The following is a 17,392-nucleotide window of genomic DNA, read 5'->3' as shown; positions in this document are numbered from 1 at the left end:
AATGAAAATTTAGATAGTTTTGTCCTGTAACTTAAAAACTTTTTAAAATGAAAAAAATAATTTTATTAGCTGCAGTAACGGTTTTCGGTATTGCAACAACAAATGCTCAAACAGCAAAAAAAGCTGTAAAAAAAGAAACTGCTGCAACTATTACTGCATCACCAAAAGTTGACGGTGCTGGATTAGTTTTCGAAAATGAAACCATTGATTATGGAACAATTGCAAAAGGTGCTGACGGGAAAAGAGAATTTGTATTGACTAACAATGGTACAAAACCATTAAAAATTACTAACACTCAAGGTTCATGTGGCTGTACAGTTCCAACAAAACCTGAAGGAGAAATTGCTCCTGGCGCAAAAGCTACTATTGGTGTAAAATATGACACTAACAGAGTTGGTGCTTTTACAAAAACTGTAACTGTAACATCAAACGCTTCAGAAACACCAAAAGTTCTTACTATAAAAGGAACTGTTGTTGACAACGCTCCAGCAGCTGAACCAACAAAAAGTTAATTATTAATTACTGATTTTAAAAATCTCGTCTCGTTGTAAAAATGAGACGAGATTTTTTTTGAATATATTTGTCTAAAAATTCTAAAATGAGAAAGCTTGAAAATAAAGAACTAGAGCGAAAATCAATTGCTGATTTTAAAGAAGCTAAAAAAACGCCTATCGTTATTATTCTCGATGACATCAGAAGTCTTCACAATATTGGTTCTGTTTTTAGAACATCTGATGCTTTTTTGATTGAAAAAATTTATCTCTGTGGTATAACTGCCATTCCTCCAAATAAAGAAATCCACAAAACAGCTCTTGGCGCTACTGAAACTGTTATGTGGGAATATCAGGAAAATGTTCTTGCTGTAATTGAAAAACTTAAAAATGAAATGATAGCAGTTTATGCAATTGAACAAGTAGAAAACGCTACATTTCTTCAAAATTTCAAAGTAGAAAAAGAAAAAAAATATGCTTTAGTTTTTGGAAATGAAGTATATGGCGTAAATCAAAAAGCAATTGAACTTTGTGATGGGACAATTGAAATTCCTCAATTGGGAACCAAACATTCGCTAAATATTTCAGTAAGTGCTGGAATTGTGGTTTGGGATTTGTTTCAAAAAATGAAATTCTAACATTTCATTACGATTTTATTAAGAGTTTATACGATTTATTTTCTCTAATTTTAACGATGCAAAAATCAGTTTTACTCTTTTTATTTTTCTTTCAATTTATTTTCGGACACAATCCAACGAATGACTCGCTGAAAATTAATCAGTTGCAAACTCATTTTTGGAAAAAAAACAAGCCAAAAAATCCGCTTTCAAATGTTGCTCCCATTCTAACAGCAACGGGAAATCAAATCTATTGTCCGCAAACTCAAACTAAAATTGTTACCGATTTTAATATTGTTGATCCTGATGATACAGGAATTGATGCCATTTATATTCAAATTTCATCTGGATATGTAAACGGGCAAGATGTATTAACATTGACAGGAATTCATCCCAACATAACTTCGAGTTGGAACCAAGCTTCAGGAAAACTAACTGTAACTGGCATTACTAGTCAGCCAACTTATGCCGAAATTATAGCTGCGGTAAAAGATATTGTATTTCAAAATAACACAACAAATCCATCTGGAACTAGAACTTTTTCCATCACAGTTGGTCAAGCAAATTATTTACCCTCAACAGATCATTATTATCAATATGTTCCCAATGTTGGAATAACTTGGTCAAATGCAAAAATTGCAGCCGAAAACAGTACTTATTATGGACTTCAAGGTTATTTAGCAACTATAGCCTCAGCGGATGAAGCACAACTCTCTGGAGAACAAGCTGCTGGAGCTGGATGGATTGGCGGAAGCGATGAACAAATAGAAGGAATTTGGAGATGGATGACTGGACCAGAAATTGGAACTATTTTTTGGAATGGAGGAATAAATGGATTTACATCATCATATGCAAAATGGAATAATGGAGAACCAAACAATGCTGGAGACGAAGACTATGCTCATATAACTGCACCAGGCGTTGGAATTCCTGGTTCGTGGAATGATTTATCTAACACTGGAGAAGCAAGCGGCAATTATCAACCCAAAGGATATATCGTAGAATATGGCGGAATGCCTGGCGATCCAGTTTTAAATATTTCGACAAGTACAACTATTATTATTCCGGTTATAAATCCAGTTAGTAGTTATGGAATTTGCGATTCGGGTTCAGTAACTTTAAATGCAACTGCAACTGACGGAACCATTTCTTGGTATGATACTCAAACCGGCGGAAGTCCAATTACAACTGGAAATTCCTTTACAACACCAATTTTAAATACTACTACAACTTATTATTTAGATGCTTTTCCTGTAGGTTGTACAACTTTTAATCGAACACCGATAACAGTAACTGTTTTTGAAAGACCCATTTTAAACATTAATGCTACAACTCCACTTTGTGAAGGAAATTCAATCGCACTAAACGCAAATACTTCTATTGGAGTAGTAAAATGGTATGACGATATAGCATCAACAACTCCTATTTTTACAGGAAATCCTTTTACAACTCCAGTTCTAAATGCATCTACAACCTATTATGTAGAGTCAGACAATAACAACTGTATTTCAAATCCAAGAACAACTGTGGATATCACTGTAAATCAAAATCCACCTGCGGTAAGCGATGTTGAAATTACAATTTGTGAAAATGATGAAATAACTTTGACCGCAGGAATCAATGGAATGGATTATGAATGGTCAACTGGTGAATTATCACAAAGTATTTTGGCATCAACCGAAGCAACTTTTTCAGTAAAAATCACAAATAGTTTTGGATGTTCAATCAATCAAAACTTTATTGTAAACGTAAATGAATCGCCAACTATTTCAAATGTTACTATTTCAAATAATTTTGCAACAATTGAAACCAATCCCGGCGATTTTGAATATTCTATTGACGGAATTAACTATCAATCATCAAACACTTTTTACCTTCCAACTGGAGGAATTTATATTGCTTTTGTAAATGATAAAAATAATTGTGGTTTTGATGATTTTCCTTTTTCACATATTGTTTATCCATCTGTTTTCACTCCAAACGGCGACGGATATAATGATTATTGGACTATCAAAGGGATGAGTTTTTATAATAATCCGAAAATTTCAATTTTTGATAGATACGGTAAATTAATCACCATTTTAAATTCTCAAAATCCGCTTTGGGACGGAACATTTAATGGCGCATTGTTACAAAGTGATGATTATTGGTTTTCGGCAATAATTGATGCAACTTTGCCTGAGAAAAAAGGACATTTTAGTTTAAAAAGATAATTGTTTATTGAAGTTTTTTCTGGATTTCTTCTAAAATAAAAGCATAATCTTCTTGATTTTGAAGAAAATCTTTATTCGAAACATCAATGATTAAGACATTCAAATCTTTTTGTGATTTAATATAATCCAAATAACCGCTGTTGATTTTTTCTAAGTATTCGGCTGGAATTTCTTGCTCATAACTTCTACCACGCAACTTAATATTTTGCAGTAATCGTTCCGTATTCTGATACAAATAAATATACAAATCTGGTTTTGGCATTTCTTTATAAATAATGTCAAACATCGTTTTGTATAATCGAAACTCATCTTCGGCCAGTGTAACTTTTGCAAAAATCAAGGATTTAAAAATATGATAATCGGCTACAACAAAATCCTTAAACAAGTCAAATTGCGCTAAATCATCTGAAATTTGCTGATATCTATCGGCTAAAAATGACATTTCGAGTGGAAAAGCATAGCGACTTTGATCTTCATAAAATTTTGGCAAAAACGGATTATCAGCAAAACGTTCTAAAACCATTTTTGCATTAAAATCTTCGGCTAATTTATTTGCCAATGTTGTTTTTCCTGCGCCAATATTTCCTTCAATGGCAATATAATTAAAGTCACTTAACTTTATTTTCGCAATGGGATTTTCTAGGTTTTGAACAAACTTACAATTGCTTTTATCTTCTGAAAGCACAAGTAACTCGTGTAGATATCGCTGCAAGATTGGATGACGCCAATCCAAATTTAAATCACGCATTGGCAGCAAAACAAACAAACGATTTTGCATTTCAGGATGTGGTAATTTTAATTTTTCGGTAGCAATTATTTCTTCATCAAAAGAAATGACATCGATATCAATTATTCTAGCCTGATAACCTTCCACTTCAGAACGAACTCTGCCCAAAGCTTCTTCTAAAAGCAATACTTCATCCAAAACTTTGTGTGCTGTTTTGTATGTATGAACAATTAAAGCACAGTTGTAAAAATCTTCACTTTCAAAACCCCAAGATGGCGTTTCATAAAGCTTTGAAACTTTAATAACAGTACCAATTTCTTGATGAATTGCGGTAATGCAACGCTCAATATTTTCAAGACGATTACCTTGATTAGTTCCTAACGATAAAATTACTTGATGCTGCTTACTCATACGTAGGCACAAATTAAATAAAACTATTTCAGATTAGATAAAAAAACAATCAGGCTGTTGATAACTATTTTAGTGATAAAATTCTTAAAAATTATATAAACAATGAAGATGATTACCCTAAAAGGCATTATTTTTGTTAAGTAATTGAAAAATTAAATCGTTAAATCATGCTAAAGAAAATTTTAAAAATCGTTGGAATTGTTTTTCTATTGTTGGTTGTGGCAGCTTTTGCTATTCCTTACTTTTTCAAAGACCAAATCAAAGCTAAAATCTTAACTTCTATTAATGAAAATGTAGATGCGAAAGTAGCTTTTGCCGATGCTGATTTGAGTTTGTTCAAGAACTTTCCAAATGCAAGTGTAACGATTGATAAACTTTCGATTATCAACAAAGCGCCTTTTGAAGGCGATACTTTGGTTTCTTTTGAAGAACTAAATTTAAAAATGTCCATCAAAGAATTATTTAAAGGTGAAAACGAACCAATGAATATTGACGGAATTTCATCCAAAAACGGTTTGATAAACATTATTTTCAATAAAGATGGTATTGGAAACTTTGACATTGCCTTAAAAAATAAAAAAGAAGATGCAAAAGACGAAAAAAGTAAACCTTTAGCCTTAAAAATAAAAGAATACGAAATCGAGAATTTCAGATTTCAGTTTTATGATGAAAAATCAAAAATGAAAATGGTTCTTGACAGTATCAATCATGAAGGAAAAGGCGATTTTACTTCAACGAAATTAGATTTAATTACGAAAACAACAACCAAAGTTTCTCTTTCGATGGACAAAGCCAACTACATGAATAATGTGGCACTTTCGTTGGACGCCATTTTAGGAATTGATTTAGAAAAAAGTAAATATACCTTCAAAGAAAACAAGGCGAAAATCAACGAATTGCCTTTAGAATTTGACGGATTTATCCAAATTGTTGAAGCTGGACAAGAATATGACTTGAAGTTCAAAACGCCAACTTCGTCGTTCAAGAATTTCTTAGGATTAATTCCGGCGCAATATGCAGCTAATTTAGACAATGTAAAAACGAGTGGCGACTTTACCGTTGCGGGTTTTGCTAAAGGTTTGTATTCTGAAACTACTGTACCAAAATTCAACATCGAAATTGCATCCAATAATGCTTCATTCCAATATCCTAATTTACCAAAATCGGTCAAAAACATTGTGATTGACACCAAAATTATCAACGAAACTGGTGTAATGAATGATACCTATGTGAATCTGGACAAATTATCATTTCAAATTGACCAAGATGTTTTCAATGCGAAAGCTAATATTAAAAATTTAGCTGAAAATGCTTTAGTTAATGCCGCTTTAAAAGGAACAATCAATTTAGCAAACGTTACAAAAGCTTATCCAGTAAAATTGGACAAACCTTTAAGTGGAATGTTGAAAGCCGATGTCACAACTGAATTTGATATGCAATCGGTAGAAAAAAGTGATTATGCGAGGATAAAAAATGCTGGAACTATTGATTTATCTGGATTTAATTATACCGATGAAAACGGAAAAACAATGAACATCAGCAAAGTTTTAGTCGCTTTCAATCCAAGCACAGTAAACCTACAACAATTTAGTGCCACAACAGGAAAAAGTGATATTTCGGTTAATGGCGTTTTGGAAAATTTCTACGGATTTGTATTCAAAAATCAAGAGTTGAAAGGAAATTTCAACCTAAATTCCAATCAATTAGCGGTAAATGATTTTATGACAACCGAAGCTCCAAAAACGGAAACGGCAACTAAAAAATCAGAAGCAATGAAAATTCCAGCGTTCTTGAATTGTTCTTTAACTGCCAAAGCCAACACGGTTTTGTATGATAATTTAACTTTGAAAAACGTTTCAGGAAAAATCATCATTAAAGACCAAAAGGCAACATTACAAAACGGAAAAACGGATATTTTCGGAGGCTCAATTTCATTTAATGGCGATGTTTCTACCAAAGAAAAAACACCAAAATTCAACATGGATTTAGGATTAAACAAAGTAGATATAATGCAAACGTTTACCCAATTGGATATGATGAAAAAAATTGCTCCAATTGCCGGAATTATTAATGGAAAATTAAATTCAACCATCAAATTATCTGGAAATCTTAATGAAACAGAAATGACACCAATTCTGAGTAGTTTAACCGGAGATTTGTTAGGTCAATTGCTTTCAACAACAGTAAATTCTAGTAATTCAACATTGTTAACTGCTTTGGATAACAACTTGAATTTTGTGGATTTGAAAAAATTAAATTTGAATGATTTAAAAGCAGCAATTACGTTTAAAGATGGAAAAGTAAATGTAAAACCATTCGACATCAAATACCAAGACATCAAAGTGAATGTTGGCGGAACACATGGTTTTGATCAAAACATGAATTACAATTTAAAACTAGATGTTCCAGCAAAATATCTTGGAACCGAAGCCAATAATTTAATTGCAAAATTATCGCCAGCCGATGCTCAAAAAGTACAAAGTATTCCTGTAAATGCAATCATTGGAGGAAATTTTTCATCGCCAAAAATCACTACCGATGTGAAACAAGCCACAACGAACTTGGTAAATAATTTGGTAAAACAACAAAAAGAAAAAGTTGTTTCAAGTACTAAAAATACCGTGAATTCTATCATTTCCAATGCTACAAAACCTAAAAATGACACTACAAAAACTGATGTCAAAAAAGATGTCAAAACCAAAGCCAACAACTTGATTAAAGATATTTTTGGTAAAAAGAAAAAAGAAGAACCAAAGAAAACGGAATAGTTTTTTAACCACTAAGACACAAAGAAAGCACAAAGTTCACCAGAATTTTGTGCTTTTTGCATTTGTTATTCAGAGTTTCTTTTGTCATTCCGTAGGAATCTTATAGTAATTTTGAGATTCCTACGGAATGACAAAGTTTGCGTTATAATTTTATTTTTATATCGAAATCTTCACTACATAACCTTCAAAAGTGCGAACATTAAAAACTGTTCCGTCTTCAAAAAGTAAATATTGTCCTTTTATTCCAGTTAATTTTCCAGAAAAATTGGGAGATTTATCCAAATTTAAGCTAGTTACTTTCTTCGGATATTCTAAAACTGGAAAATGCAATTTGTATAAATCGTTTTTATCAACATCATAATATTCTTGAACTTCCTTTGGAATTAAATATTTTAATGATGATTTTTCTTTTAGCAAATCAACTTCTGGTGTTTCATTTTTTAGCATTTTTTGCCAATTGGTTTTATCGGCAAAATGATTTTTCAAGGCAACTTCGGTAATTCCTGCCAAAAAACGATTGGGAACTTCAACAATTGGAATGGCTTGAACAGCACCTTGATCAATCCAGCGTGTTGGAACTTGAGTTTTTCGCGTAACGCCAACTTTCACTTCGCTTGACAATGCTAAATACACGATATGTGGTTGTAATTGTACTTTTTTTTCATACTCTAAATCTCTGTCTTCAATATCCAAATGCGCTGTGGAAAGTTCGGGTTTCATAATCCAATCGCCAGCCGAAGCCGAACTCATAAAACAATCATAGCAAAATCCTTGTCGGAAAATTTTTTTCTTTTTACCACAATTCAAACATTGGTAACCAATGAAATTAATTTCCATCGATTTGTCTAAAAGTTGGTTTAAGCTTAAAAAACTATTTTCAAATACCAAATAATATTGAATTGGATTTGAAAATTCGGTTTGCATTTTGGTGAGAACGCCTTCGTATGTCATACTATCAATTTCAGATTTTTGGCTAAATTTATAATAATTTTAGTATTTTAGCGTTATACAAAGATTGTTTAAATAAATTTATAAAATGAAAAATATAATTATCCTACTTAGTTTTACATTTTTTTGCGCTTTCACAATTAACTCAGAGACAAAAAGAATTCCTGACGGAAATTATAAAACAGTATTAGATAAGAAATTCAAAAAAGTTGGTTTGTTAGATTATGATTTTAAAATTAAAGATGATAAATTTATCATTAAAATTGCAAAAAAAATTGAAAGTTTAGACATTATTTGGATAGATGAAAATTCATTTAGAGTTATTGGCTACACCGAACCATTAGTTAAAACAGAAGAGATTGAAGAAATATTAAAAGAATACAGAGCTACATTCAATATTACCAAGCAAAATGAAAAAATCTATACTTTTTATTTGGGTAAAGAGTCTGAAAATGACACAATTTATTCGGGTAAATTTATAAAATTTAACTAACCTAAATCTCCAACCATGAAAAACCTATTCAAAGTTTTACTTCTCGTTGTTGCTTTTGCAACCGTATCTTTTATTTCTTCTGAAAAAGAAACTATTACTGTGGTTATTGATGCTGGTCATGGCGGACATGATTTTGGCGGAAAACACGATTATTTGTTAGAAAAAGATTTGGCAAACAGCATTTCCAAAAAAATTGAAGCGCTAAATTCTGATAAAAACATCAAGCTACTTTTTACTCGTGATGACGATAAATTTGTGGAGTTAGCCGAAAGAACTAACTTCATTAACAGTATCAAACCTGATTTAGTACTTTCATTACATGTCAATCAAAATAAAAATATAACAGCTAGCGGTTTCGAAATTTTTGTTTCCGATAAATCGGTTGCCTATGAAAAATCAAACGAATTGGCTCAAAAACTAGTATTAGACTTCGAAAAAAATATTCCATTAAAAAACCGCGGTGTAAAAACAGCTCCTTTTTGGATTTTAAAAAATTCTGAAGCTCCAGCTTTAACTTTAGAAATGGGTTTTCTTTCAAACACAACTGACAGAGAATATATTACAAGTGAAGAAGGACAAAATCAAATTGCACAAACGATTTTAAACTTTGTGTCTAATTTAAAGTAATTAGTGAATAATTGACAAAATTCGTAATTCGTAATTCTTAATTCTTAATTCTTAATTCTTAATTCTTAATTCTTAATTCAAAACATGTTATATCCCTTAATAAATTCGATTGCTTCATGGGTTTTGAAACAGCGCATTCATCAGATTGAGTTGTTTTTAAAATATCCTAATGAAGTTCAGGACGAATTATTAATGAACTTGCTTCGCCAATGTGAAGAAACTGTTCTTGGAAAAAAATATGATTTCGAAAGCATAAAATCCTATTCAACTTTTGCCGAACGAATTCCGATTTCTTCCTATGAAGATTTGGAACCCATGATAGAAGAAACGCGAAAAGGTTATCAAAATATTTTTTGGAATACACCAATCAAATGGTTTGCCAAATCAAGCGGAACAACCAATGCCAAAAGCAAATTTATTCCCGTTAGTAACGAAGCTTTAGAGAATTGTCATTACAAAGCCAGCAAGGATTTGCTTTGCATGTACTTGAACAACAACGAAAACTCCGAAATGTTTTTAGGCAAAAGTTTGCGTCTCGGTGGAAGTTCACAAATCCACGAAAATAACAATACTTTTTTTGGTGATTTGTCAGCAATTCTGATTGAAAACATGCCAATGTGGGCAGAATTCAGTAGTACACCAAGCAATAAAACATCGCTAATGAGCGAATGGGAAAGCAAACTCACTGCCATAATCAACGAAACTAGAAACGAAAATGTAACCAGTTTTGCTGGCGTTCCTTCATGGATGTTGGTTTTGTTAAACCGAATTTTAACTGAATCGGGAAAAGAAAACCTTTTTGAACTTTGGCCAAATTTAGAAGTCTATTTTCACGGTGGCGTAAGTTTTGAACCGTATCGTGAACAATACAAAAAGATTTTACCAAATTCGAATTTCAAATACTACGAAATTTACAATGCATCCGAAGGATTTTTTGCCATTCAAGATTTGAATTATTCCAACGATTTACTGCTGATGTTGGACTATGGTATTTTCTATGAATTTATTCCAATGGATACTTTTGGCACACCAAATCAAAAAATTGTTCGTTTAGCCGATGTGGAATTATTTAAAAATTATGCAGTTGTCATCACTACCAATGCAGGTTTATGGCGATACATGATTGGTGATACTGTTCGATTTACTTCATTAAATCCATACAGAATTCGAGTTTCAGGACGAACGAAACATCATATTAATGTTTTTGGCGAAGAATTAATGGTTGAAAACACCGATTCGGCCATTGCAAAAACGTGTTCCGCTTTGCACTGCGAAGTAAAAGATTATACCGTTGCTCCTATTTTTATGAAAGATAAAGAAAAAGGCGCACACGAATGGATGATTGAATTTAAAAAACATCCCGAAGATATCCATTTGTTCCAAAAAGTTTTGGACGAAAATCTACAATCAGTCAATTCCGATTATGAAGCCAAACGCTACAACAACATGACATTAAACCAATTAAAAATTAATGTAGCGCGAGAAAACTTGTTTTATGATTGGCTGAAAGACAATAACAAACTCGGCGGACAACACAAAATTCCGAGACTTTCCAATCAACGAGATTATTTGGAACAACTTATTGGAATGCAAACGAAGAAATCGTTTTAAAAGTGAAAAAAATCTTTGCTCTTTTCTTGACTTTACTCCTAGTTGCTTGCAATAACACAAAAAGCAAAGAGAAAAAACAATTCAAATCAACAACTGATTCTATTCGATATACAAACTACGTTAAATTAGTCAATTACAAAAACAACTCTCACACAGCTTCTTATGTTGTTGTAAACGTAAAAAACCTAAACACCAATGAAATAAAGGAAATCTGTACTTATCCTGATTTTTTATACGGTGCTTTTCGAATAGAAAACAAAAAATATGACGATGAAACTCTATTAGAAGAAATAAAACATTACACTGAAATTCTACTTCAAAATAAAGAACGATATTTTGAATTTAAAGATACCGCAGCATTAAATAATATTGGATTTAATTCTTATTCCAAAAATGATTTAGCTGAATTTAAAAACAGAATTAATTTTGATTCATTGGTAAAGTTAATAGCAAAGAAAGAATATCCTGCTATTGATTTTGGAGAAAATCACAATGAATTAAATATGTACGCACATTTACTATTTAATGAAGGTATTATGAGTATTCATATAATTCCTTGTATGTTTCAAATTATTGATGACAATTTTTTAATAGAACGAGAAAAAGAGATTGAAAAATATTCAAAAATGAAAAAATGAAAAAACTTCTAGTTATACTTTTACTATTCGGATTTCTAACTTCTTGTGGACCAAGAAGAATGAAATGTGGCGTTGGACGAAGATGTTTGGTTGAAAACGTATCAAAAGACAATTTTGAGAAAGTCGAAATTCAAAAGGCTTAATTTTTTTTGATTTTTTGTAACATTTTGATTGAAATAAAGTCTTACTAACAATCATCAATCGAAAATTAATCAAAATGAAATCATTCTTTATGGCTGCACTGTCTTTAGCAGCAACAACCGTTTTTGCCCAAGAAACAAAGACAGAAAACGACACTATCAAACCCAAAGAACTTAAGGAAGTTACCATCACGCAACAGAAAAAATTCATCAAAGTTGATTCTGATAAAACAACGGTTAGCGTAAAAGACAATGCAATGTTAAGTACCGGTAATGCGTATGATGCCGTGAAAAAAATGCCTGGCGTAATTGCTTCTCCAACTGGCGGATTGTCACTCAACGGAAAAGGCGTTGTCATTTATATTGACGGCGCACCAAGTACTTTAAGCGGAAGCGATTTGGAGAATTATTTATCATCATTGCCTGCAAATGCAATCGAAAAAGCGGAATTAATCTATAATCCTGGAGCCGCTTTTGATGCCAATGCAAGCGGTTCGATTATCAATTTAGTTACAAGTACGAAACGATTAAAAGGAATAAACGCTAGTTTTAACATTAACTACAATTTCAATAAATACCAAAAACCAAGTCCGCAGATTTTGCTTAACGGAAAAGAAAAAAACTTGAGTTGGCAAACAATGATTGGTTATAATTATATTGAGTGGGAACAAAAATCTAGAAATGGACAAACTTTTACCACTTTTGATCCCGACAAATTCATAAACCAAAACCGTTTGAATGTAAACACCAACCGTAATTTTTATGCACGAGTTGGAACCAATTACAGATTGAGCGAAAAATCGAATTTGTTATTTAATTACAATACAACATTTGCAAACGATAGAGGAAATTTTGATGCGCTAACTTCTGGTTCAGAAATTCCAGATTATTTCAATAATGGAACAACTAAAACAAAAGCGAGCAACCACGAAATCAGTTTGCAATACAAAACCAAGTTAGATACAATTGGTAGAACGTTAGATATTATTGCGTTCACCAATACATTTAACCGAAATCCAGACACCAAAACTAGTGCAGTAGAAAATAATGTATCGAGTTTCAATAACTTCAAAAATGACTTTGAGCTATTGAATTATTATTTGAAATATGATTTTGCTATTCCGTTTGAAAAACAAAACTTTTCGATAAATACTGGTGGAAAATTCAATACTATAAAAGTGAATAACTTAGGAAGCTACAATTTGAATTCGGCTACAACTGACATAATCGATTTTGATTATACAGAAACCAATTTAGCTTTTTATGCTGAAGTTAGAAAAAAAATCAAAAAACTACATTTAACGGCTGGATTGCGATTTGAAAATTTTGAAGTGGATAGAATTGGAATTGTTGATGATGTAAAAACGAATATTGATTTTAAGAACAATAATTTGTTTCCAAATGTTAGTGCAATGTATGAAGTAACCAATGATGTAAACGTTACCGCTTCGTATTCGAGAAAAATTTCACAACCTAGTTATAGTGTTTTGGATCCAAATGGTGGAAATTTTGACCAATATAACACTTCGGGAGGAAATTTATTGTTGAACCCAAGCTTTTTTGACAATTTTGAATTTAAAATTTCAGCGTTGCAATTCATACAATTAGGAACAAATTATACCGTTTCTAAAGATCACAATTTGTTCTTGATGACGGCTGAACCAGGCGAATTGGTTAGCACACAAACCTTCCAACAGTTTGATCGATTTAAGACATTCAGTGCTTATGCCAATTTCCCAATTCCGTTGGATTATTTCTTCAAAGGAAAAGAAGAATTCCAAAAGCGAATGAACAATATCGACAAGATGAATTACATCTTCGTAAACATCAATTACATCAAGAATTTAACCGATGGATACGATTTCTCATTTGATTCTTCGCCAGTTTGGAATTATGGTGCGCAAGCGCAAATCATGTTGCCTTGGGATGTAAAAAATACATTGAATTATTTCATTTTACCTGAAGGTGGTGTTTGGGAAATTTACAAAATCACCAAACCAATCCAACAATTTGATATTTCGTTTAATAAAGATTTCATGAACAAAAAACTGAAATTGGGTTTACATATGTTTGATATTTTCAATCAAAACGAAGTAAATGCTTTGATTTCATCAACCAATTTGCAAACACGTTTCTATGAAAAGAATGACTCGAGACATTTTAGAATTTCGTTGACCTATAACTTTGGAAATTTAAAATTGCAAAACGAAAACACTACTATTGAAACGGAGAAAGTAAAAAGTGGTGGTGGTTTTGTGAAGTAAAACACAGATTTCAAAAATTTTTTTAAATTAAAAATCCCTCAAATTGAGGGATTTTTTAATTTGTTCTAAGACGCTATTTCCAATCGTTTTAATAAATTTTTGCTTAAAGCATCTTCGGTATATTCTTTATCAATATGAAGTGTTTTGTCGTTACTACTTGGTAAATCATACATAGCATCGGTTAAAATTGCTTCGCAAAGTGAACGCAAACCTCTTGCTCCTAATTTATATTCTAACGCTTTTTCCACTATATAATCCAATGCATCGTCTGTGATTGTAAATTTCACGTTATCCATTGCGAAAAGCTTTTCATATTGCTTAATCAAAGCGTTTTTTGGCTCTGTTAAAATAGAACGCAAAGTTTCTTTATCTAACGGATCCATGTGTGTTAAAACAGGTAAACGTCCAATAATTTCAGGAATTAAACCAAAGTCTTTAATGTCTTTTGGAATTATATATTGCAATAAATTGTCTTTATCAATATTATCTCCGTTTTTTGACGTGCTATATCCAACTGCCTGACGATTTAGACGTTTTGAAATAATTCTTTCAATGCCATCGAAAGCTCCACCAGCAATAAAAAGAATATTTTGCGTATTTACTTCAACAAATTTTTGATCAGGATGTTTTCTTCCACCTTTTGGCGGAACATTAACAATTGTTCCTTCAAGGAGTTTTAGCAAAGCTTGCTGCACACCTTCACCAGAAACATCACGTGTTATAGATGGATTATCACTTTTTCGAGCAATTTTATCAATTTCGTCAATAAATACAATTCCTCTTTCCGCTTTTGTGACGTCATAATCGGCAGCTTGAAGCAAGCGTGTTAAAATGCTTTCTACATCTTCTCCAACATAACCTGCTTCGGTCAAAACCGTTGCATCAACAATTGCTAGTGGAACGTCAAGCATCTTTGAAATGGTTTTGGCAACCAATGTTTTTCCTGTTCCGGTTTGTCCAACCATGATGATGTTTGATTTTTCAATCTCAACGTCATCAGCAACTTGTTGTTGCATCAATCTTTTGTAATGATTGTAAACAGCAACAGCCATTACTTTTTTAGTTTGATCTTGACCTATAACATATTGATCAAGAAAAGCTCTAATTTCTTTAGGTTTTCTTAGAACTAAATCCGTAGCAATTTTAACCTTTGAAGTGGTTTTCAATTCCTCCAATACAATTCCATGTGCTTGTTCAATACATCTGTCACAGACATGTGCATTAATTCCAGCAATCAATAGATTTGTTTCTGGTTTTTTTCTACCACAAAACGAGCATTCTAGTACTTCTCTTGCCATTTTTATAGGTTTTATAAGATTTAGGGAATCTTATTTTATTAGCTTCTTCTTAATACTTCATCAATCATTCCGTATTCTTTCGCTTCGTCAGCAATCATCCAATAATCGCGTTCTGAATCTTTGTGTACTTTGTCAAATGTTTGACCTGAATGATGTGAGATAATTTGATACAATTCGTCTTTCAACTTCAACATTTCTTTCAAGTTGATTTCCATATCTGTTGCAACACCTTGTGCGCCACCAGAAGGTTGGTGAATCATTACTCTTGAATGAGGTAAAGCCGAACGTTTTCCAGCTGCTCCAGCACAAAGTAAAACCGCACCCATTGATGCTGCCATTCCTGTACAAATAGTGGCTACATCTGGTTTGATGTATTGCATAGTATCATAAATTCCAAGACCAGCATAAACGCTTCCGCCTGGAGAATTGATGTAGATTTGAATATCTTTTGATGCATCAACACTTTCTAAAAAAAGCAACTGAGCTTGAACAATGTTAGCAATATGATCATCAACACCTGTTCCTAAAAAGATGATTCTATCCATCATCAAACGAGAAAAAACGTCAAGCTGAGATACATTCAGCTGACGTTCTTCTATAATATAAGGTGTCATGCTGCTTACGATTTTGTCATAATACATACTGTTTACACCGTGATTTTTTGTAGCAAACTTTTTAAATTGCTTCGCCATTTCGAGCGAAGCTCTCGTGTCTTTTCCGTAGTTCATTATTTAATGTATAATCTTTAATATTTCTTTTTACAGCAATAATGCTAAATATAATCTTTATTTAACATTCAAAGATAATAAAAATTTAATTAAATCTCACCATACATAGCTTTGATGAAATCATCATAAGAAACTTCTTTGGATTTTGCCTTAACTTTATCTTTATATAAGTTTAGCATTTTTTCGTTCATCACTTGTTGTGATAATCTTTTTACTTCTTCTTGATTAGACATTACTCGAGCAACAATTCCTTGAATATCTTCATCAGTTGGGTTCATTTGACCGAATTGTGCCATTTGCTTTCTGATTACATCTGAAGTATAAGTTTTTAAATCTTCAAAAGTAATTTGTAAATTATTATCAGTAACTACTTTTCCTTCAATTAGTTGGTAGCGTAATCCATTTTCTGATTTTGAGTATTCTACTTCAGCTTCTTCGGCAGAAAGTGGATTTTCGCCTGCTGTTTGTATCCATTTTTTTAAAAATTCAGCTGGTAAATCAAACTTCGTCGAAGTAACTAAAAATTCAGTAACATCATTTAAGAATTTTTGATCTGCTTGTTGTTCAAATTGTTTTTCGGCATCTTCCTTGATTTTTGCTTTCAATTCATCAACTGAAGTAATAACTTTTGGCCCGAATAATTTGTCAAATAATTCTTGGTCTAAAACTGCTGGTTCGTGAGTAGTTACTTCATCAATTGTAAAAGTAACATCAACATCCAAACCATGAACATCGTCGTGACTAACTGCTAAATAATCCATCAATTTGTGATCGTCATCAAACAAACCTTTGGTATTTAGCGTGATAACGTCACCAACTTTTTTACCAATAAAAGCTTTAGCTGTTTTTTTATCAGCAAAAACATCCAAAGAAAGAGTTGTTCTGTTGTTGATTCCTTTTTCTTCGTTTGCAAAAATTCCAGAAACGTCGTTTCCGTCTTCAACAGTATCTTTTGCGATAAGTTTTCCGTATTGTTTTTGAATTCTTGCTACTTGGTCGTTCAACATTTTATTATCGGCAACAATTTTGTATTGTACCAAGTCATTTTTTGCTGTTAAATCAACTGAAAATTCAGGAGCTAAACCTAATTCGAATTCAAATTTATAATCTTCAACATCCCAATTGAAATCTTCAGTTACTTTTGGCAACGGATTTCCAAGGATGTCTAATTTCTCTTCAACTAGAAATCTGTTTAAATTTTCTTGCAATAATTTATTTACTTCATCCAATAAAACCGCTTTTCCATATTGTTTTTGGATTAAGCTCATTGGAACTGCACCTTTTCTAAAACCAGGAATGGCAGCATTTTTTCTATAATCTGCTAATGTTTTTTCAACTTTTGCTGAGTAATCTGATTTTGATATTTCAACTGTAACTATTGCATTTAATGCGTCTACATTATTTTTTGTGATGTTCAT

The 17,392-nt window shown here is 32.0% G+C and carries 15 protein-coding genes; 10 read left to right on the top strand and 5 right to left on the bottom strand.

The annotated features are described in order from the left end of the window. Positions 1–47: 47 nt before the first annotated feature. From BC748_RS10370 to BC748_RS10360, 3 genes are all read left to right on the top strand, one after another. Complete coding sequence (locus BC748_RS10370) at positions 48–512, top strand: DUF1573 domain-containing protein (RefSeq protein ID WP_133533429.1); 465 nt, start codon at positions 48–50, stop codon at positions 510–512. Between the two features lie 86 nt (positions 513–598). After that, positions 599–1,129, top strand: a complete 531-nt coding sequence (locus tag BC748_RS10365; RefSeq protein ID WP_133533428.1) for an RNA methyltransferase — start codon at positions 599–601, stop codon at positions 1,127–1,129. A gap of 56 nt (positions 1,130–1,185) precedes the next feature. After that, positions 1,186–3,321 carry an Ig-like domain-containing protein gene (locus tag BC748_RS10360; RefSeq protein WP_133533427.1) on the top strand — a complete coding sequence of 712 codons (2,136 nt, stop codon included), beginning with the start codon at positions 1,186–1,188 and terminating at the stop codon, positions 3,319–3,321. A gap of 4 nt (positions 3,322–3,325) precedes the next feature. Here BC748_RS10360 and folK read toward each other — a convergent pair whose 3' ends face one another. Beyond that, a complete protein-coding gene (folK, locus tag BC748_RS10355; RefSeq protein WP_133533426.1) occupies positions 3,326–4,459 on the bottom strand; it encodes a 2-amino-4-hydroxy-6-hydroxymethyldihydropteridine diphosphokinase in 1,134 nt (377 codons plus the stop codon). Between the two features lie 167 nt (positions 4,460–4,626). On the opposite strand from folK, the gene BC748_RS10350 reads away from it, so the two are divergent. Then, a complete protein-coding gene (locus tag BC748_RS10350) occupies positions 4,627–7,227 on the top strand; it encodes an AsmA-like C-terminal region-containing protein (RefSeq protein ID WP_133533425.1) in 2,601 nt (866 codons plus the stop codon). A gap of 156 nt (positions 7,228–7,383) precedes the next feature. Here BC748_RS10350 and BC748_RS10345 read toward each other — a convergent pair whose 3' ends face one another. Further along, on the bottom strand, positions 7,384–8,178 hold the full coding sequence (locus tag BC748_RS10345; protein WP_133533424.1) for a DUF2797 domain-containing protein: 795 nt from the start codon (positions 8,176–8,178) through the stop codon (positions 7,384–7,386). 85 nt (positions 8,179–8,263) lie between these two features. Between BC748_RS10345 and BC748_RS10340 the strand changes: the two genes are divergently transcribed. The 6 genes from BC748_RS10340 to BC748_RS10320 all read left to right on the top strand — a co-directional run bounded on the left by BC748_RS10340 (position 8,264) and on the right by BC748_RS10320 (position 13,948). Beyond that, on the top strand, positions 8,264–8,668 hold the full coding sequence (locus BC748_RS10340) for a hypothetical protein (protein WP_133533423.1): 405 nt from the start codon (positions 8,264–8,266) through the stop codon (positions 8,666–8,668). Positions 8,669–8,683: 15 nt separating this feature from the next. Next, positions 8,684–9,295, top strand: a complete 612-nt coding sequence (locus BC748_RS10335) for an N-acetylmuramoyl-L-alanine amidase family protein (protein WP_133533422.1) — start codon at positions 8,684–8,686, stop codon at positions 9,293–9,295. 84 nt (positions 9,296–9,379) lie between these two features. Next, positions 9,380–10,906, top strand: coding sequence for a GH3 auxin-responsive promoter family protein (locus tag BC748_RS10330; protein WP_133533421.1), 1,527 nt, complete (start codon positions 9,380–9,382; stop codon positions 10,904–10,906). Between the two features lie 2 nt (positions 10,907–10,908). Further along, positions 10,909–11,544 carry a hypothetical protein gene (locus BC748_RS10325; protein WP_133533420.1) on the top strand — a complete coding sequence of 212 codons (636 nt, stop codon included), beginning with the start codon at positions 10,909–10,911 and terminating at the stop codon, positions 11,542–11,544. Next, a complete protein-coding gene (locus tag BC748_RS14200; protein ID WP_162846445.1) occupies positions 11,541–11,687 on the top strand; it encodes a hypothetical protein in 147 nt (48 codons plus the stop codon). Before BC748_RS10325 ends, BC748_RS14200 begins: the two co-directional genes overlap by 4 nt. Positions 11,688–11,761: 74 nt before the next feature. Further along, positions 11,762–13,948: a TonB-dependent receptor domain-containing protein gene (locus BC748_RS10320; RefSeq protein WP_133533419.1), complete on the top strand. Its 2,187-nt coding sequence runs from the start codon at positions 11,762–11,764 to the stop codon at positions 13,946–13,948. Positions 13,949–14,013: 65 nt separating this feature from the next. On the opposite strand, the gene clpX is transcribed toward BC748_RS10320, so the two are convergent. The 3 genes from clpX to tig all read right to left on the bottom strand — a co-directional run bounded on the left by clpX (position 14,014) and on the right by tig (position 17,392). Further along, a complete protein-coding gene (gene clpX / locus BC748_RS10315) occupies positions 14,014–15,246 on the bottom strand; it encodes an ATP-dependent Clp protease ATP-binding subunit ClpX (protein WP_133533418.1) in 1,233 nt (410 codons plus the stop codon). Positions 15,247–15,284: 38 nt separating this feature from the next. Further along, positions 15,285–15,974 carry an ATP-dependent Clp endopeptidase proteolytic subunit ClpP gene (clpP, locus tag BC748_RS10310; protein ID WP_133533417.1) on the bottom strand — a complete coding sequence of 230 codons (690 nt, stop codon included), beginning with the start codon at positions 15,972–15,974 and terminating at the stop codon, positions 15,285–15,287. Between the two features lie 89 nt (positions 15,975–16,063). After that, positions 16,064–17,392, bottom strand: coding sequence for a trigger factor (gene tig, locus BC748_RS10305; protein ID WP_133533416.1), 1,329 nt, complete (start codon positions 17,390–17,392; stop codon positions 16,064–16,066).

It is taken from the genome of Flavobacterium dankookense (assembly GCF_004362665.1).
Classification (GTDB): domain Bacteria; phylum Bacteroidota; class Bacteroidia; order Flavobacteriales; family Flavobacteriaceae; genus Flavobacterium; species Flavobacterium dankookense.
This window is presented reverse-complemented; position numbering and strand designations above follow the sequence as displayed.